This window comes from Pseudomonas sp. R5(2019), from assembly GCF_009905435.1.
GTDB lineage: Bacteria > Pseudomonadota > Gammaproteobacteria > Pseudomonadales > Pseudomonadaceae > Aquipseudomonas.
Genome location: NZ_JAAAMT010000013.1, coordinates 88856 through 105704, shown reverse-complemented (window position 1 = coordinate 105704; position 16849 = coordinate 88856). Strand labels below are relative to the sequence as shown.

Here is a 16849-nt window from a genome sequence, read left to right as displayed (position 1 = left end):
CCCCTCAATCTTCCTTCGGCACGACCCAGAACAATTGCACGCCGCCATCGTCGCGGTGGGCGAGGGTGACGTTGTCGTTCTCGGCAATTTCTTCGAGCAAGGTTTCCCAGTCGGCGGCTGATTCGTGTTCCAGCTTGAAAATCAGCGCAGCGCGGGATTTCTGCGCCGTGGGTGAGTTGATGATTTTCTGGATGCGCATTCCGAGTTGTTCGTAGCTGCTGACGCCTGCGGTAGGGGAGGAGCTGGTTGCCATGAAGCATTCCTTGTTTTTGCTGTATGAACATACAGTATTTGACTGTAGTCCATTTCGCAAGATGTCTCGATTGAAGAATGCGTCTGACAGCGGTTTAGAGCGTTTGGTGTAAGTAATCGGAAGTTTATTTTGCGAGAGGGGGAGAAGGCTGGCGTGGGAACTATCGGGAGGCATTGCAGGAGGGGTAGGAGCGACGGTCGTCGCTCCTGAAGGGGTGGATCAGTATTCCCAGAAAATCCGCTGCAGCTCTTTGCTGTCTTGGGTCTTGGTCAGGGCGACCATGGCCAGGATGCGGGCTTTCTGCGGGTTCAGGTCATGGGCAACGACCCAGTCATTCTTGTCATCCGGCTGTTCAGCGTTACGCAGTACGAAGCCGCCTGCATTCACGTGGGAAGAGCGAATGATCTGTACGCCATTCTTGCGCAGGTCCTGCAGGGCCGGGACGACGCGTGAGGATACCGAGCCGTTGCCAGTACCGGCATGAATGATCGCCTTGGCGCCATTTTGTGCGAGCGCCTTGTAGGCAGTGTCGCTGACGTTGCCGTAGCCGTAGGCGATATCAACGGCCGGCAGGCTGCTGATGGTTTTGATGTCGAATTCCGAGTCCTGGGTATGGCGCTTGGCGGGCAGACGGAACCAGTAGGACTTGCCTTCCACGACCATGCCCAGTGGGCCCCAGGCGCTCTTGAAGGCCTCGGTCTTGATGTTGACCGTTTTGCTGACATCACGACCGGACTGGATCTCATCGTTCATCGTGATCAGCACGCCCTTGCCGCGGGACTCCTTGCTGCTGGCGACGGCCACTGCGTTGTACAGGTTGAGCATGCCATCGGCCGACATGGCGGTGCCGGGGCGCATGGAGCCGACCACAACGATAGGCTTGTCGGTTTTCTCGACCAGGTTGAGGAAGTAAGCGGTCTCTTCCAGGGTATCGGTGCCGTGGGTAATCACGATGCCGTCCACGTCGTTGCTATCGGCCAGTTCGGCGACGCGCTTGCCCAGCTGCAGCAGGTTTTCGTTGGTGATGCTTTCAGAGGCGATCTGCATGACTTGCTCGCCGCGCACATTGGCCAGGCTGGCAAGTTCCGGAACGCCTGCAATCAGGCGATCGACTCCCACCTTGGCGGCCTGATAGGTCGCACTGTTGGCGGCGCTGGCGCCAGCGCCGGCGATGGTGCCGCCGGTTGCGAGGATCACCACGTTGGCGAGTTTCTGTTGGGTTTCGGCGTCCTTGGCGGACACCGTGGTGGGCACCAGAAAGAACAAGGCCAGGGCGGCCGGTGCAAAGGAGTGGAGCGCAGCTTTCATGTTGTTCACTCTTATTAGTTGAAATGGCTGTGGTGCTTACAGCGCTCGAGCACTATTCGTACCAGTTCATGGATTTTTAGCTAACCCCCGGTATTTGCTGGACTAATCTGTTTTTTCATCAGCGTGAAAGGTGTGTTTATTTCCGATAAACCGAACAATCGGTCACGTTGTGTTCGGTTTTCCGACAATCTGAGGATAAAATTCCTACATCTTTTAGCCTGCAGTAACACTAAAGTGGCGCGTCCTGGTCGTTGCAGTTGACAAGCGATGACCGTCTTCTCATAGTTGCCCAATGCAAACGTTTGCAAGCGTATTTTTTGTCGAAAATTCGGCGATGGTGTGCGAGCGTTGCTCAAAAGAAAGATAAAAATGGAGTGGTTCCCATGAAGCTGCCCTTCGTCGGACGCTTATTGGCTGTCGGCGTAATGGCGAGCATTTGCTCTGCCATACCCCTCACGTCGGCATTCGCTGAATCATCAAGCAAGCCCAAAGTCGCCTTGGTCATGAAATCGCTGGCCAACGAGTTCTTCCTGACGATGGAAGACGGCGCCAAGGCCTATCAGAAAGACCACGCCGCTGATTTTGATCTGGTTTCCAACGGCATCAAAGATGAGTCGGACACGGCGAGCCAGATTCGTATCGTCGAGCAAATGATCGTCACCAAGGTCGATGCGCTGGTGATTGCGCCGGCTGATTCCAGGGCCTTGGTGCCCGTGATCAAAAAAGCCATGGATGCAGGCATTAAAGTGGTCAATATCGACAATCAGCTCGACCCCGCCGTGCTTAAAAGCAAAAACCTGAGCGTGCCTTTCGTGGGGCCGGATAATCGCCTGGGGGCCAGCAAGGTCGGAGATTATTTGGCCAGCAAGCTCAAGGCCGGGGATGAGGTCGGGATCATCGAAGGGGTATCGACCACCACCAACGCGCAGCAACGCACCCTGGGTTTCAAGGATGCGATGGAAAAGGCACAGATGAAGATTGTCTCGGTGCAATCGGGTAACTGGGAAATCGACAAAGGCAACGCCGTAGCTGCCGCGATGCTCAATGAATACCCCGGCATCAAGGCGTTGTTGGCGGGCAATGACAGCATGGCGCTCGGTGCGGTGTCGGCGGTGCGCGCGGCAGGCAAGGCCGGGCAGGTCCAGGTGGTCGGTTACGACAACATCAATGCCATCAAGCCGATGCTGAAGGACGGGCGTGTGCTGGCGACGGCCGATCAGTTCGCCGCGCGCCAGGCGGTGTTTGGCATCGTGACCGCGCTGAAAATCATCAAGGGTGAGCCGATTCAGGCCAATGCCGAGAATGTGATTCAGACGCCGGTTGAACGGGTAACCCAGCCACACTAATCGCGGTCGCGCCTGCCTGTCCGAGCGGCAGGCGCGAGGAGAGTCCCTTATGTCAGCTGCGGCCCCTGTGCTGAGTATCGGCGGTATCGGCAAAACCTATGCCCAGCCGGTGCTGAGCAATATCGAGCTGAGCCTCTACCCTGGCGAAGTCCTGGCCCTGACCGGTGAAAACGGTGCCGGTAAAAGTACGCTGTCAAAGATCATCGCCGGGCTCGAACTGCCCAGTGCTGGTCAGATGCAGTTCGATGCCCGACCCTATTCCCCGACCAGTCGCCGAGCTGCTGAAGCGCTGGGCGTGCGCATGGTCATGCAGGAGCTGAACCTGTTGGCGACCCTGACGGTTGCTGAAAACCTGTTCCTCGATCAATTACCCAGCCGCGGTGGTTGGCTCAATCGCAAGCAATTGCGTCGCCAGGCGCTTGAGGCCATGGCGCGGGTAGGGCTGGAGGCGATTGACCCGGATACGCTGGTGGGTGACTTGGGCATCGGTCATCAGCAGATGGTCGAGATTGCCCGCAACCTGATCGGTGATTGCCGGTTGCTGATCCTCGATGAGCCCACCGCGATGCTGACGGCACGCGAGGTTGAAAAGCTCTTTGAGCAAATTGAGCGACTCAAGTGCCGTGGTGTGGCGATCATCTACATCTCGCACCGCCTTGAGGAGCTGGCCAGGGTTGCTGAGCGGGTCGCGGTGTTGCGCGATGGCAGCCTGGTTTGCGTGGAGCCCATGGCTCGTTACCGCAGTGATCAACTGGTCAGCCTGATGGTGGGGCGTGAGCTCGGCGAACATTTCGACTTGGGTGAGCGGCGCATCGGTGCGCCGCTGTTGGCGGTCAAGCACCTTGGTCGGGCGGACAAAGTCTGCGATGTCTCGTTTGAGGTGCGAAGCGGTGAGATTTTCGGTATTTGTGGCCTGGTCGGGGCTGGCCGTACCGAACTGTTGCGCCTGATCTACGGCGCTGACCGGGCCGACAGCGGCACTATCGAGCTGGGGCGGCCATTGAGGCCGGTGAGTATTCGCTCGCCTGCCGATGCGGTTCGCCAGGGCGTTGCGCTGATCACCGAAGACCGCAAGGGTGAAGGGTTGCTGATGTCGCAGTCGATCGGCGCCAACATCGCACTGGGCAATCTGTCTGCGGTGTCACGTGCAGGCCTGCTCGATGTGGGCGCCGAGCGTGCGCTGGCTCAGCGTCAGATCGACGCCTTGCGCATTCGCAGTTCAAGCCCTGCGCAGGGGGTCGGCGAATTGTCCGGCGGCAACCAGCAGAAAGTCGTGATCGGCCGCTGGCTGGAGCGCAACTGCGACGTGCTGCTGTTCGACGAGCCCACCCGGGGCATCGACGTCGGTGCCAAATTCGAGATCTACAGCCTGTTTGGCGAGCTGGCGCGCCAGGACAAGGCGCTGGTGGTGGTTTCCAGTGATGTCCGCGAACTGATGCTGATATGCGATCGGATTGCAGTGCTGGCCGCCGGGCGCTTGATCGAAACCTTCGATCGCGACCATTGGACCCAGGATCAATTGTTGGGTGCCGCTTTTGCCGGTTATCAGAAACGTGACGCGTTGCTCGATGAGCCAGCCAACGGAAACCGCCCATGAAGACGACCTCGGTATCCGCTGCATCGCCATCGTCAGCCAAGCGCAGTGACACCTGGTTTGGCCTGGGCGCTTACCTCGGCCTGGCCGGCGCCTTGCTGGCGATGATTGTGCTGTTCTCCTTGCTCAGCAGTCATTTCCTTTCTTATGCCACCTTCAGCACCTTGGCCAACCAGATTCCCGATCTGATGGTGCTGGCGGTGGGCATGACCTTCGTATTGATTATCGGCGGCATCGACCTGTCGGTCGGATCGGTGTTGGCGCTGGCGGCATCGGCGGTCAGTGTGGCGATTCTCGGCTGGGGCTGGAGCGTGTTGCCGGCGGCGCTGCTGGGCATGGGCTGCGCGGCGCTGGTGGGGAGTATCACCGGCGCCATTACCGTCGCCTGGCGCATCCCGTCGTTTATCGTGTCGCTGGGCATGCTGGAAATGGCCCGCGGCGCTGCCTATCAGCTGACCGACTCGCGCACCGCGTATATCGGCGATGCCTTCGCCTGGCTATCAGAGCCGCTGGCGTTCGGCATCTCGCCCGCGTTTGTGATCGCCTTGCTGGTGATCATCCTTGCCCAGGTCGTGTTGACTCGTACCGTGTTCGGTCGCTACCTGATCGGTATCGGTACCAATGAAGAGGCCGTGCGCCTGGCCGGTATTGATCCGCGCCCCTACAAGGTGCTGGTGTTTTCACTGATGGGGCTGCTTGCCGGGCTGGCGGCTCTGTTCCAGATTTCGCGGCTGGAAGCAGCCGACCCCAACGCCGGATCCGGCCTTGAGCTGCAGGTGATCGCCGCCGTGGTGATTGGCGGTACCAGCCTGATGGGTGGGCGCGGCTCAGTCATCAGTACATTTTTCGGGGTGTTGATCATTTCCGTGCTGGCCGCGGGCCTTGCCCAGATCGGCGCCAGTGAACCTACCAAACGCATTATCACGGGAGCCGTTATCGTCATCGCCGTGGTACTCGACACTTATCGCAGCCGGCGCGCTCGCCGGCGGAACTGACCATGGCAACTATCAAAGACGTAGCAGCCCTTGCGGGCATTTCCTATACCACCGTTTCCCACGTGTTGAACAAGACGCGTCCTGTCAGCGAGCACGTGCGCTTGAAGGTCGAGGCGGCCATCGCCGAACTCGATTACGTCCCCAGTGCCGTGGCGCGTTCACTCAAGGCACGCAGTACCGCGACCATCGGGCTGCTGGTGCCCAATAGCGTCAACCCGTATTTCGCCGAGTTGGCGCGCGGGATCGAGGATTGTTGTGAGCGCAATGGCTATTGCGTGATTCTCTGCAACTCCGACGACGATCCGCTCAAGCAGCGCAGCTATCTGCGCGTACTGCTTGAAAAACGCATCGACGGCCTGGTGGTGGCGTCGGTGGGCGAAGGGGCTGACCTGATCAGCAGCCTGGCGTGTGTGCGCACGCCCATGGTGATGGTTGATCGCGATCTTCCGGGTGTCGATGCGGATCTGGTGCGGATCGACCATGAATTGGGCGCCTATCTGGCCACCCGTCACCTGGTGGACCTGGGGCACAGGGCCATCGCCTGCATCACCGGCCCCAGCGATACCAGTGTTGCGCAAATGCGCCTGGCCGGGTATCGGCGGGCGCTGGAGGAGGGCGGCATCGCCCTGCAATCGCGTTGGGTGGTAAGCAGTGATTTCACCAGCCCCGGTGGCTACCAGGCGGCTGCGACATTGCTGGAAGGCGAGCGGCCCAGCGCGATCTTCGCGGCCAACGACATGATCGGCATTGGCGTGTTGCGTGCGGCGGCCGAACGTGGCATCAGCGTGCCGGGCGAGTTGTCGGTGGTGGGATTCGATGACATTCAGATGAGTCGTTATGTCTACCCGGCGCTGACCACGGTCGGTCAATCGGTTCGCCAGCTGGGCGAAATGGCCGCCGGACTGCTGCTGCGGCGGATCCGAGAACCTCATCAAGGCGCCGTCGAACACAAGATCGTGGCCCCCAACATGGTCGTGCGTGAATCCACTGCACGGTGTTCCGACTTATTTACCGATTACCGCTGACAACAGCGAAAAGAGTGCACGCCCAATGCAAGCAAGCGTACTGGTTATAGGCAGCCTGAACATGGATCTGGTCACTCGGGCCGAGCGCTTGCCGCGCCCGGGCGAAACCCTGGCGGGCGACTCGTTCGCCACGGTGCCTGGTGGCAAGGGCGCCAACCAGGCCGTGGCGGCCGCTCGCGCGGGCGCGTCGGTGGCGATGATCGGGTGTGTGGGCGCGGATGGATATGGCGATCAGTTGCGCAGCGCGCTGGAGATCGAAGGTATCGACTGCTCTGGGGTGACGGCCGTTGAGGGTGTGTCGACGGGCGTCGCGCTGATCGTGGTGGATGCCCAGAGCCAGAATGCAATTGTCATCGTCGCCGGAGGCAACGGCGAGCTCACCCCCCAAGGGGTTGAGCGCTTCAACAGGTTAATGGGCCAGGCGCGGGTGGTCATTTGCCAGCTTGAGGTGCCGTCGGACACCGTTGGTTATGCCTTGCAGCGTGCGCGAGGGCTCGGCAAAACCGTCATTCTCAATCCGGCTCCAGCGACCGGCCCGCTGCCCATGAGTTGGTACACCAACATCGACTATCTGATTCCCAATGAGAGTGAAGCGGCGGCGCTGACCGGAGTGGCGGTCTGTTCCCGGGAGACCGCCGAAGTCGCCGCCCGCAGGTTGCTGGCGTTGGGGGTGCGCAAGGTGATCGTCACGATGGGGGGGGCAGGGGGCCTTGGCTGCAGGTTGCCAGGGAGTAGAGCACTTTGCGGCGCCCAAGGTGCAGCCCGTTGATACGACTGCAGCAGGCGACACCTTTGTCGGTGCCTTTGCCGCTGCACTGGCTGGCGGCAAGAGCGAGCGTGCAGCAATCGAGTTTGGCCAGGTGGCCGCATCGTTGTCGGTCACTCGGGCCGGGGCCCAGCCGTCGATCCCGACCCTGGCTGAGGTGATGGCGGCCGCTCAGCCATGAAGAAGTCGCCGTTGCTTAATATTGCGCTTTCGCGCCTGATCGCCTCCCTGGGGCATGGTGACAGTGTTGTCATCGGCGACGCTGGTTTGCCGGTGCCGCCCGGCGTCGAGCTGATTGATCTGGCCTTGACGGCAGGTATCCCTTCTTTTGCTGACACGCTGGAGGTGGTGCTCAGCGAGATGCTGGTCGAGCGATATGGGCTGACTGAAGAAATGCTGCAGCGAGCGCCGCCCGGGCTGGCAGCGGTCGACCGACTCGCCGGGAAGGGGCTGCTGGGAGTGCGCGAGATTGTCACCCATCAGGCCTTCAAACGGCTGACTCGGGGAGCGCGTGCGGTCGTGCGTACAGGGGAATGCCAGCCTTACAGCAATATTATTCTGATCGCAGGCGTAACCTTCTAGGGGTGAGCTGCCGTTGGATGGCTGTACTTTTCGAACACCTGGCCAATGAACTGTTGCGCAGCTTTATTGCCAAGTTCTCTGACCAGCAGGTCTATGGCAATAAGGGCCAGTTCTTCGGGATTGCCCGGGCTATAGGAGCTTTGTCCTTCGTCCCAGCGAACCTTGATATCGGCGTCAATTTTAAAGCTGGTCATGAAAGTCTCGATGTCAGGCGAAGTGTCGCGGAGTTTTCCGGTTCTGGCTCTGGGTCGCATTATCCCTGAGTGCAGGCAGTAAACCATGTTGCTGGTGTATTGGCACTGCTACTTAGGCATAAGGGGCCAAGCGTGGCAAACTGAAGCGTCTTTCACTGTCAGGAATCTGCTGTGCACATCGATTTGAATGACCCGGCGCAATTTACCCTGGAGGCGGTTCGCCAACTGGTAAGGGCGGGCAATGGTGCGGTTCACAATCAGTTGCGGGTGACGCGCGCAGGGTTGGCCTATCTTTCAACCGTGGTTGGCGGTGCCGATCTCGACGGCCTGGCCTTTCGTTTGGAGACCTGGGCTGCCGGTTCGGGCTGCGTGGGCGAGCAAGCGGCAGCTGATGATGCCTGGGTGCAGCAGATTTTCGAGGCGTTGAGGCGTAACTGGCCCACGCCATCCTCTGACTTTATCGATATGTACTGAGCGGGGCGCGCACATATTCAGTCACGATTGAGCCGCCCTTCGCGGTAGATTGCTCAGGCAAACTACCTGTTTTGCAACGAAAAGCGACAGCCGTTGTCGCAAGTACACTGAACAGTCTTTCAAGGAGAATTCATGTTTCGTATGCGTGCATCATTCGCAGCCCTGGTGGCTGCCGTTGTCCTGGCGGGTTGCTCGTCGACCGGCTCATCAACGGCTGAGCCAGAACCTGCAGTGCCAAGTCTGGATGGCCGGTGCCAGGCCAGTGGCGCGGATTTCGCTGTCGGCAAGCAAGCCTCGGCCGATCTGCTGGAGCAGGCGCGCAAGCGCACCGGTTCACAAACGGCGCGTATTCTGAAGCCGCGCGATATGGTCACGCTGGAGTATCGGTCCGATCGGCTCAATCTCAATGCCGATGACAAGGGCGTCATCACTCGCGTCAACTGCGGCTGATCCGCAGGCACAAAAAAACCCGTCACCAGGACGGGTTTTTTTAGTTCGGGGAGTTATTACTCCGGGCGAACCTGAGCAGCTTGCATGCCCTTCTGACCTTTCTCTGCAACGAAAGAAACAGTCTGGCCTTCTTTCAAGCTTTTGAAACCGTCGGATTCAATAGCTTTGAAGTGAACGAACAGGTCGTCACCGCCACCTTGAGGAGTGATGAAGCCGAAGCCTTTCTCATCGTTGAACCATTTGACGGTGCCGGTTTGGCGATTAGACATGGGTGTATCTCCAAGAAACATATTATTCAGTGGTGCTGTGCTGCTCAGGCCAGCTGGGCACACGCAGCTATCATAGTCGAATTGCCGAGATTAAAAGCCCCCCGGTGCGACGAAAGCCGCGTCGGATTGGCCTTTTTTTTCATGGTAATGCCGCAAGGCCCCCGGTTTTGCTGGGTTTGCGGGGTTTTCATGGGGGCGAAAAAAAAGCCGTAAATTTTGCATTGAAATGCCCAAACGGCGGTTTCGGCACCAGTGCTGGCCAAAAATGCGTGCGTTTTTGCCAGGATTCACTGGTTGCACACCTTCACTTCCTTGAGCATCCGGTCACGCAGCGAGACAGTCGGAGGAGGGTTGGTGCTGTTGAGTTCGGCGATTTCCTTGTCATTGAATTTCGAAGTAACGGTGTCGGCAGCGCAATTGCAGTAGCTCGTGACTTTTTTCTGTTCAACGTTATTGGTTGCGGAGGCATTGCATTCCTGAAGGAATGTCTCACGCGTGCCAGCGGGCCATTTTCCGGCATGAGCGCTCAGGGGGAGGGCAAAGGCGGCAGCCAGGGCCACGCACAGGATGGGCTGAAAACGCATAGCGGTTACTCCTTGTGTTCAGGTCATTCAAGCGTAGGTCTCACTCCTTGTCTGAGCGAACAAAAACCGCGCAAGTTCACCCGCGATTGGCCGTTGAAACATTTTATGCCCAAGCCAGCGCCTTGACCGTCTATCGCGCGGCTTATCTGTGCTAGCATGCCCGGCTCGGATTCAGCCTGCTGGCCTGCCTTGGCCACGCTGCCCCGAACTCACCCTTATTTGTATTATCCAGTTCTGGTTCGGCCTGGTTGGCCTGACGGCTCCTGCCACTGTGAGGCAGGCATGCCACCGAATCGCGTACTGGCTCATCCCAACCCACGTGACCTTTGGTAGGGGTCACCACTAGGAGAGGAGGCGCCATGCCCACCATTACTCTTCCCGACGGCAGTCAGCGTTCCTTCGACGGTCCCGTATCCGTAGCCCAGGTTGCAGCCTCCATCGGCGCAGGCCTGGCCAAAGCCACCCTGGCCGGCAAGGTCGATGGCAAGCTGGTCGACGCCTGCGACCTGATCGACGGCGACGCCACCCTGCAAATCATCACGCCAAAGGATGAAGAGGGGCTGGAGATCATTCGCCACTCTTGCGCTCACCTGGTCGGCCATGCGGTCAAGCAGTTGTACCCGACGGCAAAAATGGTGATTGGCCCGGTCATCGACGAAGGTTTCTACTACGACATCGCCTACGAGCGTCCTTTCACGCCGGAAGACATGGCGGCCATCGAGCAGCGCATGCAGCAGCTGATCGACACCGACTACGACGTCATCAAGAAGGTCACCCCGCGCGCCGAAGTGATCGAAGTGTTCAAGGCTCGTGGTGAAGACTACAAGCTGCGCCTTGTCGAAGACATGCCCAATGAACAGTCCATGGGCCTGTACTTTCACGAAGAATACGTTGACATGTGCCGTGGCCCGCACGTGCCGAACACCCGTTTTCTCAAGTCGTTCAAGCTGACCAAGCTGTCTGGCGCCTACTGGCGTGGCGATGCGAAAAACGAGCAGCTGCAGCGTGTCTACGGCACCGCCTGGGCTGACAAGAAGCAACTGGCTGCGTACATCCAGCGCATCGAAGAAGCCGAAAAGCGCGATCACCGCAAGATCGGCAAGCGTCTGGGCCTGTTCCATACCCAGGAAGAAGCGCCGGGCATGGTGTTCTGGCACCCCAATGGCTGGACCCTGTACCAGGTGCTTGAGCAGTACATGCGCAAAGTGCAGAAGGACCACGGCTACCTCGAGATCAAGACCCCGCAAGTGGTCGATCGCAGCCTGTGGGAAAAGTCCGGGCACTGGGCGAACTACGCCGAAAACATGTTCACCACCGAATCGGAAAGCCGCGACTACGCGATCAAGCCGATGAACTGCCCATGCCACGTGCAGGTGTTCAACCAGGGGCTCAAAAGCTACCGTGAACTGCCGCTGCGTCTGGCTGAATTCGGTGCCTGCCACCGTAACGAGCCGTCGGGTGCCTTGCACGGCATCATGCGGGTTCGTGCCTTCACTCAGGACGACGCTCACATCTTCTGCACCGAAGAGCAGATGCAGTCTGAGGCGGCAGCCTTTATCAAGCTGACCCTGGATGTCTACGCCGACTTCGGCTTCAAGGATATCGAGCTGAAACTGTCCACTCGTCCGGAAAAGCGTGTAGGTTCCGACGAGCTGTGGGATCGTGCCGAGTCCGCATTGGCCGCTGCGCTCGACAGCGCCGGTCTTGCCTACGATCTGCAGCCGGGTGAGGGTGCGTTCTACGGTCCGAAGATCGAGTTCTCGCTCAAGGATTGCCTGGGCCGGGTCTGGCAGTGCGGTACCCTGCAACTCGACTTCAACCTGCCAATCCGTTTGGGCGCCGAATACGTTTCGGAAGACAATGGGCGCAAGCACCCGGTCATGTTGCACCGCGCGATCCTCGGATCGTTCGAACGTTTCGTGGGTATTCTGATCGAGCATTACGAGGGTGCATTCCCTGCGTGGCTCGCGCCGACCCAGGCGGTCATCATGAATATCACTGATAAACAAGCGGATTTTGCTCAGCAGGTTGAAAAAAATCTCGCTGAAAGCGGATTCCGTGCCAAGTCCGACTTGAGAAATGAAAAGATCGGCTTTAAAATCCGCGAGCATACTTTGCTCAAGGTTCCCTATCTTCTGGTTATCGGAGATCGGGAAGTTGAGACGCAAACCGTCGCTGTGCGCACACGTGAAGGCGCTGACCTGGGCTCCATGCCCGTCGCTCAATTCGCTGAATTCCTCGCTCAAGCGGTTTCCCGGCGTGGTCGCCATGAATCGGAGTAATTACTATTAAGCGTGATATGAGACAAGATAAACGAACTGCACCGAAGGCCCCGATCAACGAGAATATCTCGGCACGCGAGGTTCGGTTAATTGGCGCTGACGGCGAGCAGATTGGCATCGTCTCGATTGATGAAGCGCTTCGTATCGCTGAAGAAGCGAAACTGGATCTGGTAGAAATTTCTGCCGACGCAGTCCCTCCTGTTTGCCGTGTCATGGACTACGGCAAGCACATCTTCGAAAAGAAGAAGCAGGTGGCTGCAGCGAAGAAGAACCAGAAGCAGGTCCAGATTAAAGAAATCAAGTTTCGTCCAGGGACGGAGGAAGGGGATTACCAGGTAAAACTACGCAACCTGGTACGTTTCCTTAGTGATGGGGACAGGGCCAAGATTTCCTTGAGATTTCGCGGCCGTGAGATGGCTCACCAGGAGCTGGGTATGGAACTGTTGAAGCGGGTTGAAGCTGACCTGCTCGAATACGGTTCTGTCGAACAGCACCCGAAGATGGAAGGACGCCAACTGATCATGGTCATCGCCCCCAAGAAAAAGAAATAACCACCAGGGCACGGCAGGCCTTGCGGTTATGTTTATCAACTGAATGCGGAGTATCCGAACATGCCAAAAATGAAAACCAAAAGCGGTGCAGCGAAACGTTTCCTGAAAACGGCGAACGGTATCAAGCACAAGCACGCTTTCAAGAGCCACATCCTGACCAAAATGTCGACCAAGCGTAAGCGTCAACTTCGTGGTAGCAGCCTGCTGCACCCGTCGGACGTTGCAAAAGTCGAGCGCATGCTGCGCATTCGTTAATTTCGGTCAAAGATTAGAGGAAGTTACTCATGGCTCGTGTAAAGCGTGGCGTCATCGCTCGTAAGCGTCACAAAAAAATTCTGAAACTGGCTAAAGGCTACTACGGCGCACGCTCCCGCGTATTCCGTGTTGCCAAGCAAGCGGTAATCAAGGCAGGCCAATACGCCTACCGTGACCGTCGTCAGAAAAAACGTCAGTTCCGCGCTCTGTGGATCGCTCGTATCAACGCCGGTGCTCGTGTTAACGGTCTGTCTTACAGCCGTTTGATCGCTGGTCTGAAAAAAGCGTCCATCGAGATCGACCGTAAGGTACTGGCTGATCTGGCAGTGAACGAGAAAGCGGCGTTTGCTGCGATTGTCGAGAAAGCTAAAGCCTCGCTGGCTTAAGTACCCCCGACAATCACCGCAGGTCGTAGGCCTGCGGTGTTAAACGTCATAAATAGGGGAAGAGCCTTCAGCTCTTCCCCTATTTTGTATCTGGAGTCTGTACATGGAAAACCTGGATGCGTTGGTCTCCCAAGCCCTTGAGGCCGTGGAGCGCGCTGAAGACATCAATGCCCTGGAGCAGATCCGGGTTCACTTCCTTGGCAAGAAAGGCGAATTGACTCAGGTGATGAAGACCCTGGGCAACCTGCCGGCTGATGAGCGACCAAAAGTCGGTGCGCTGATCAACGACGCCAAGGAGCGTGTCACGGTGGTACTCAATGCGCGCAAGGCGGCTTTTGAGGAGGCGGAACTGAGCGCCAAACTCGCCGCTGAATGCATTGACGTCACCCTGCCAGGCCGTGGCCAGACCTCTGGCGGCCTGCATCCGATCACGCGGACTCTGGAGCGGATCGAACAATTCTTCACTCATATTGGCTACGGCATCGCCGAAGGCCCTGAGGTCGAAGACGATTACCATAACTTTGAAGCGCTCAACATCCCTGGCCACCACCCGGCGCGGGCGATGCATGACACCTTCTATTTCAATGCCAACATGCTGTTGCGTACCCACACCTCGCCGGTGCAGGTACGGACCATGGAGTCGCAGCAACCGCCGATCCGCATCGTTTGCCCGGGTCGTGTGTACCGCTGTGACTCGGACCTGACTCACTCGCCGATGTTCCACCAGGTCGAGGGTCTGCTGATCGACCGCGATATCAACTTCGCGGACCTCAAAGGCACCATCGAGGAATTCCTGCGGGTGTTCTTCGAAAAAGAACTGGCGGTGCGTTTCCGTCCTTCGTTTTTCCCATTCACCGAGCCTTCGGCTGAAGTCGATATCCAGTGCGTGATGTGCAGTGGCAAAGGCTGCCGCGTCTGCAAGCAGACCGGCTGGCTGGAAGTCATGGGCTGCGGCATGGTGCACCCGAACGTGCTGCGCCTGTCCGGTATCGATCCTGAAGAGTTCCAGGGCTTTGCCTTCGGCATGGGCGCTGAGCGTCTGGCCATGCTGCGTTACGGCGTCAATGACTTGCGCCTGTTCTTCGACAACGACTTGCGGTTCCTTGCGCAATTTCGCTAGGTCGCACGCCCGTAACGAATCTTTAGGAGAGCAGGATGAAATTCAGTGAAAAGTGGCTGCGTGGTTGGGTAAACCCGCAAGTCTTGCGCGACGAGCTGGTGGCTCGTCTGTCGATGGCCGGCCTGGAAGTCGATAGCGTCACGCCAGCTGCCGGCGAGTTCAGCGGCATCGTGGTAGGCGAGGTGCTGAGCACCGAGCCGCACCCGGATGCCGACAAGCTGCGCGTTTGCCAGGTCAGCAACGGCAGTGAAACTTTCCAGGTCGTTTGCGGTGCGCCGAACGTGCGTCCGGGCCTGAAAATCCCGTTCGCCATGATCGGTGCCGAACTGCCAGGCGACTTCAAGATCAAGAAGGCCAAGCTGCGCGGTGTCGAATCCAGCGGCATGCTGTGCTCTGCAGCAGAACTGCAGATCAGCGAAGAAAACGACGGCCTGCTCGAGCTGGCTGCCGATGCGCCGGTTGGCCAGGATATCCGTGAGTACCTGGACCTGGATGACGCCAGCATCGAAGTCGACCTGACCCCGAACCGCGGCGATTGCCTGTCCCTGGCGGGCCTGGCCCGTGAAGTGGGCGCGCTCTATGCCGCCGAGGTCACGCGTCCCGTTGTGCCGGCCGTGGCAGCCGTCAATGACGAAGTCCGCCCGGTCGAAGTGCTGGCCCCGGCGGCCTGCCCGCGCTACCTGGGTCGGGTGATCCGCAACGTCGACCTGTCGCGCCCAACCCCACTGTGGATGGTAGAGCGCCTGCGCCGTGCCGACGTACGCAGCATCGACGCTGCCGTCGACATCACCAACTACGTGATGATCGAACTCGGTCAGCCGCTGCACGCTTTTGACCTGGCTGAAATCAACGGCGGCATCCGTGTGCGCATGGCCGAGGAGGGCGAGAAACTGGTCCTGCTCGACGGTCAGGAAGTGACCCTGCGCAGCGACACGCTGGTCATCGCCGACCACGCTCGCGCACTGGCGATTGCCGGCGTCATGGGTGGCGAGCACAGTGGTGTCACCAGCAATACCCGCGACATCTTCCTTGAGAGCGCCTTCTTCGAGCCGATTTCGGTTGCCGGCAAAGCGCGTTCCTACGGTCTGCACACCGATGCGTCGCACCGCTATGAGCGTGGCGTCGATTCACAGCTGGCCCGTGAAGCCATGGAGCGCGCCACTGGCCTGCTGCTGGAAATCACCGGCGGTGAAGCGGGCCCGGTCATCGAAACCGTCAGCGAACAGCACCTGCCCGCGGTAGCGCCGATCACCCTGCGTGCCGAGCGCATCACCCAGATGCTGGGCATGGAGATGGACAGCGCTGAAGTCGAGCGTCTGTTGAACGCACTTGGCCTGCAGACCTCGAACGATGGGGAAGGGCAGTGGCAAGTCAGCGTGCCGACCCATCGTTTCGACATCAGCCTGGAAGTCGACCTGATCGAAGAGCTGGCCCGCTTGTACGGCTACAACCACTTGCCGGTTCGTTATCCGCAAGCGCGCCTGGCTCCGCAAGCCAAGGCCGAAGCCCGTGGTGACCTGCCAGCGCTGCGTCGCCTGCTGGTTGCGCGTGGTTATCAGGAAGCGATCAGCTACAGCTTCATCGATCCGAAACTGTTCGAACTGTTCAGCCCGGGCGTCGAGCCGCTGCTGTTGGCCAACCCAATCTCCAACGACATGGCTGCCATGCGGTCGTCGCTGTGGCCGGGCCTGGTCAAGGCGCTGCAACACAACCTTAACCGTCAGCAGGATCGTGTTCGTTTGTTCGAAAGCGGCCTGCGTTTCATCGGTCAGCTCGAAGGCTTGAAGCAAGAGCCGATGCTGGCGGGCGTTGTCTGCGGTAGCCGCTTGCCGGAAGGCTGGGCGCATGGTCGTGATGTCGTCGACTTCTTCGATCTGAAAGCTGACGTTGAAGCGATCCTTGGCTTCGCCGGCTCCCTTGACGATTTCACCTTCGTCGCGGGCAAGCACCCAGCGCTGCATCCGGGCCAAACGGCACGCATCGAGCGCGAAGGTCGCGAAGTCGGTTACATCGGCGCGCTGCACCCGGAGCTGGTGAAAACCCTCGGTCTGGATCGTCCGGTCTTCGTTTTCGAGTTGGTCTTGGGCGACGTTGTCGTCGGTCGCCTGCCGAAATTCCAGGAACTGTCGCGTTTCCCTGAAGTGCGCCGTGACCTGGCATTAGTAGCCGATCGTAATGTGGCTTCGAGCGACGTTCTTGCGGTAATCCGTGAAAATGCAGGCGAGTGGCTGACAGATCTCAGGCTGTTTGACGTCTATCAGGGTAAAGGCATTGATCCTGATAGAAAAAGCCTGGCCGTTGGCTTGACCTGGCAGCATCCATCGCGCACTCTTAATGACGATGAGGTGAATTCCACGACGCAATCTATCCTCACCTCGCTCGAACAAAGGTTGAACACCACGTTAAGGAAGTAGC

General features: G+C 58.9%; 18 protein-coding genes and 1 pseudogene. 14 read left to right on the top strand and 5 right to left on the bottom strand.

Going from position 1 to position 16849, the window contains the following annotated elements; genetic code table 11:
• Nucleotides 1-4: 4 nt before the first annotated feature.
• Together GUY40_RS11500 and GUY40_RS11495 are read right to left on the bottom strand one after the other, a co-directional pair.
• Nucleotides 5-253, bottom strand: coding sequence for a DUF1654 domain-containing protein (locus tag GUY40_RS11500; RefSeq protein ID WP_166569063.1), 249 nt, complete (start codon nucleotides 251-253; stop codon nucleotides 5-7).
• 219 nt (nucleotides 254-472) lie between these two features.
• Nucleotides 473-1561, bottom strand: a complete 1089-nt coding sequence (locus GUY40_RS11495) for an asparaginase (protein WP_166569062.1) — start codon at nucleotides 1559-1561, stop codon at nucleotides 473-475.
• Between the two features lie 383 nt (nucleotides 1562-1944).
• On the opposite strand from GUY40_RS11495, the gene GUY40_RS11490 reads away from it, so the two are divergent.
• The 6 genes and pseudogenes from GUY40_RS11490 to rbsD all read left to right on the top strand — a co-directional run bounded on the left by GUY40_RS11490 (nucleotide 1945) and on the right by rbsD (nucleotide 7869).
• Complete coding sequence (locus GUY40_RS11490) at nucleotides 1945-2907, top strand: sugar ABC transporter substrate-binding protein (protein ID WP_166569061.1); 963 nt, start codon at nucleotides 1945-1947, stop codon at nucleotides 2905-2907.
• A 49-nt stretch (nucleotides 2908-2956) separates the two neighbouring features.
• Nucleotides 2957-4504: a sugar ABC transporter ATP-binding protein gene (locus GUY40_RS11485; RefSeq protein ID WP_166569060.1), complete on the top strand. Its 1548-nt coding sequence runs from the start codon at nucleotides 2957-2959 to the stop codon at nucleotides 4502-4504.
• Nucleotides 4501-5496, top strand: coding sequence for an ABC transporter permease (locus tag GUY40_RS11480; protein ID WP_166569059.1), 996 nt, complete (start codon nucleotides 4501-4503; stop codon nucleotides 5494-5496). Before GUY40_RS11485 ends, GUY40_RS11480 begins: the two co-directional genes overlap by 4 nt.
• A gap of 2 nt (nucleotides 5497-5498) precedes the next feature.
• Nucleotides 5499-6521: a LacI family DNA-binding transcriptional regulator gene (locus tag GUY40_RS11475; protein ID WP_166569058.1), complete on the top strand. Its 1023-nt coding sequence runs from the start codon at nucleotides 5499-5501 to the stop codon at nucleotides 6519-6521.
• Between the two features lie 25 nt (nucleotides 6522-6546).
• Nucleotides 6547-7468: pseudogene (gene rbsK, locus GUY40_RS11470) on the top strand (ribokinase).
• Nucleotides 7465-7869, top strand: a complete 405-nt coding sequence (gene rbsD, locus GUY40_RS11465) for a D-ribose pyranase (RefSeq protein ID WP_166569057.1) — start codon at nucleotides 7465-7467, stop codon at nucleotides 7867-7869. The pseudogene rbsK and the gene rbsD overlap by 4 nt, the downstream one beginning before the upstream one ends.
• Here rbsD and GUY40_RS11460 read toward each other — a convergent pair.
• Entirely contained in the window at nucleotides 7866-8063 is a 198-nt protein-coding gene (locus GUY40_RS11460; protein WP_166569056.1) for a hypothetical protein, read from the bottom strand. The genes rbsD and GUY40_RS11460 overlap by 4 nt on opposite strands.
• A gap of 171 nt (nucleotides 8064-8234) precedes the next feature.
• On the opposite strand from GUY40_RS11460, the gene GUY40_RS11455 reads away from it, so the two are divergent.
• A complete protein-coding gene (locus GUY40_RS11455; protein WP_166569055.1) occupies nucleotides 8235-8537 on the top strand; it encodes a hypothetical protein in 303 nt (100 codons plus the stop codon).
• Nucleotides 8538-8669: 132 nt separating this feature from the next.
• Complete coding sequence (locus tag GUY40_RS11450; RefSeq protein WP_166569054.1) at nucleotides 8670-8987, top strand: I78 family peptidase inhibitor; 318 nt, start codon at nucleotides 8670-8672, stop codon at nucleotides 8985-8987.
• Nucleotides 8988-9043: 56 nt separating this feature from the next.
• Here GUY40_RS11450 and GUY40_RS11445 read toward each other — a convergent pair whose 3' ends face one another.
• Complete coding sequence (locus GUY40_RS11445; protein WP_003179963.1) at nucleotides 9044-9256, bottom strand: cold-shock protein; 213 nt, start codon at nucleotides 9254-9256, stop codon at nucleotides 9044-9046.
• A gap of 287 nt (nucleotides 9257-9543) precedes the next feature.
• Nucleotides 9544-9840, bottom strand: coding sequence for a hypothetical protein (locus GUY40_RS11440; RefSeq protein WP_166569053.1), 297 nt, complete (start codon nucleotides 9838-9840; stop codon nucleotides 9544-9546).
• A gap of 359 nt (nucleotides 9841-10199) precedes the next feature.
• Here GUY40_RS11440 and thrS point away from each other — a divergent pair, with 359 nt between their 5' ends.
• From thrS to pheT, 6 genes are all read left to right on the top strand, one after another.
• Nucleotides 10200-12122 carry a threonine--tRNA ligase gene (gene thrS, locus GUY40_RS11435; RefSeq protein WP_166569052.1) on the top strand — a complete coding sequence of 641 codons (1923 nt, stop codon included), beginning with the start codon at nucleotides 10200-10202 and terminating at the stop codon, nucleotides 12120-12122.
• On the top strand, nucleotides 12122-12673 hold the full coding sequence (gene infC / locus GUY40_RS11430) for a translation initiation factor IF-3 (protein ID WP_371924787.1): 552 nt from the start codon (nucleotides 12122-12124) through the stop codon (nucleotides 12671-12673). Before thrS ends, infC begins: the two co-directional genes overlap by 1 nt.
• A gap of 60 nt (nucleotides 12674-12733) precedes the next feature.
• The gene (gene rpmI, locus GUY40_RS11425; protein WP_130265274.1) at nucleotides 12734-12928 is read left to right on the top strand and encodes a 50S ribosomal protein L35; all 195 of its coding nucleotides are present in this window, start codon (nucleotides 12734-12736) and stop codon (nucleotides 12926-12928) included.
• Nucleotides 12929-12957: 29 nt separating this feature from the next.
• Nucleotides 12958-13314 carry a 50S ribosomal protein L20 gene (gene rplT / locus GUY40_RS11420; protein WP_166569050.1) on the top strand — a complete coding sequence of 119 codons (357 nt, stop codon included), beginning with the start codon at nucleotides 12958-12960 and terminating at the stop codon, nucleotides 13312-13314.
• A gap of 103 nt (nucleotides 13315-13417) precedes the next feature.
• Complete coding sequence (pheS, locus tag GUY40_RS11415) at nucleotides 13418-14434, top strand: phenylalanine--tRNA ligase subunit alpha (RefSeq protein ID WP_166569049.1); 1017 nt, start codon at nucleotides 13418-13420, stop codon at nucleotides 14432-14434.
• A 35-nt stretch (nucleotides 14435-14469) separates the two neighbouring features.
• Nucleotides 14470-16848, top strand: a complete 2379-nt coding sequence (gene pheT / locus GUY40_RS11410; protein WP_166569048.1) for a phenylalanine--tRNA ligase subunit beta — start codon at nucleotides 14470-14472, stop codon at nucleotides 16846-16848.
• Nucleotide 16849: the final 1 nt, after the last annotated feature.

Excerpts from the sequence above, each read along its gene's own strand:
- GUY40_RS11500 (WP_166569063.1), bottom strand. The coding sequence starts at position 253 with ATGGCAACCAGCTCCTCCCCTACCGCAGGCGTCAGCAGCTACGAACAA.
- GUY40_RS11495 (WP_166569062.1), bottom strand. The coding sequence starts at position 1,561 with ATGAAAGCTGCGCTCCACTCCTTTGCACCGGCCGCCCTGGCCTTGTTC.
- GUY40_RS11490 (WP_166569061.1), top strand. The coding sequence starts at position 1,945 with ATGAAGCTGCCCTTCGTCGGACGCTTATTGGCTGTCGGCGTAATGGCG.
- GUY40_RS11485 (WP_166569060.1), top strand. The coding sequence starts at position 2,957 with ATGTCAGCTGCGGCCCCTGTGCTGAGTATCGGCGGTATCGGCAAAACC.
- GUY40_RS11480 (WP_166569059.1), top strand. The coding sequence starts at position 4,501 with ATGAAGACGACCTCGGTATCCGCTGCATCGCCATCGTCAGCCAAGCGC.
- GUY40_RS11475 (WP_166569058.1), top strand. The coding sequence starts at position 5,499 with ATGGCAACTATCAAAGACGTAGCAGCCCTTGCGGGCATTTCCTATACC.
- rbsD (WP_166569057.1), top strand. The coding sequence starts at position 7,465 with ATGAAGAAGTCGCCGTTGCTTAATATTGCGCTTTCGCGCCTGATCGCC.
- GUY40_RS11460 (WP_166569056.1), bottom strand. The coding sequence starts at position 8,063 with ATGACCAGCTTTAAAATTGACGCCGATATCAAGGTTCGCTGGGACGAA.
- GUY40_RS11450 (WP_166569054.1), top strand. The coding sequence starts at position 8,670 with ATGTTTCGTATGCGTGCATCATTCGCAGCCCTGGTGGCTGCCGTTGTC.
- GUY40_RS11445 (WP_003179963.1), bottom strand. The coding sequence starts at position 9,256 with ATGTCTAATCGCCAAACCGGCACCGTCAAATGGTTCAACGATGAGAAA.
- GUY40_RS11440 (WP_166569053.1), bottom strand. The coding sequence starts at position 9,840 with ATGCGTTTTCAGCCCATCCTGTGCGTGGCCCTGGCTGCCGCCTTTGCC.
- thrS (WP_166569052.1), top strand. The coding sequence starts at position 10,200 with ATGCCCACCATTACTCTTCCCGACGGCAGTCAGCGTTCCTTCGACGGT.
- rpmI (WP_130265274.1), top strand. The coding sequence starts at position 12,734 with ATGCCAAAAATGAAAACCAAAAGCGGTGCAGCGAAACGTTTCCTGAAA.
- rplT (WP_166569050.1), top strand. The coding sequence starts at position 12,958 with ATGGCTCGTGTAAAGCGTGGCGTCATCGCTCGTAAGCGTCACAAAAAA.
- pheS (WP_166569049.1), top strand. The coding sequence starts at position 13,418 with ATGGAAAACCTGGATGCGTTGGTCTCCCAAGCCCTTGAGGCCGTGGAG.
- pheT (WP_166569048.1), top strand. The coding sequence starts at position 14,470 with ATGAAATTCAGTGAAAAGTGGCTGCGTGGTTGGGTAAACCCGCAAGTC.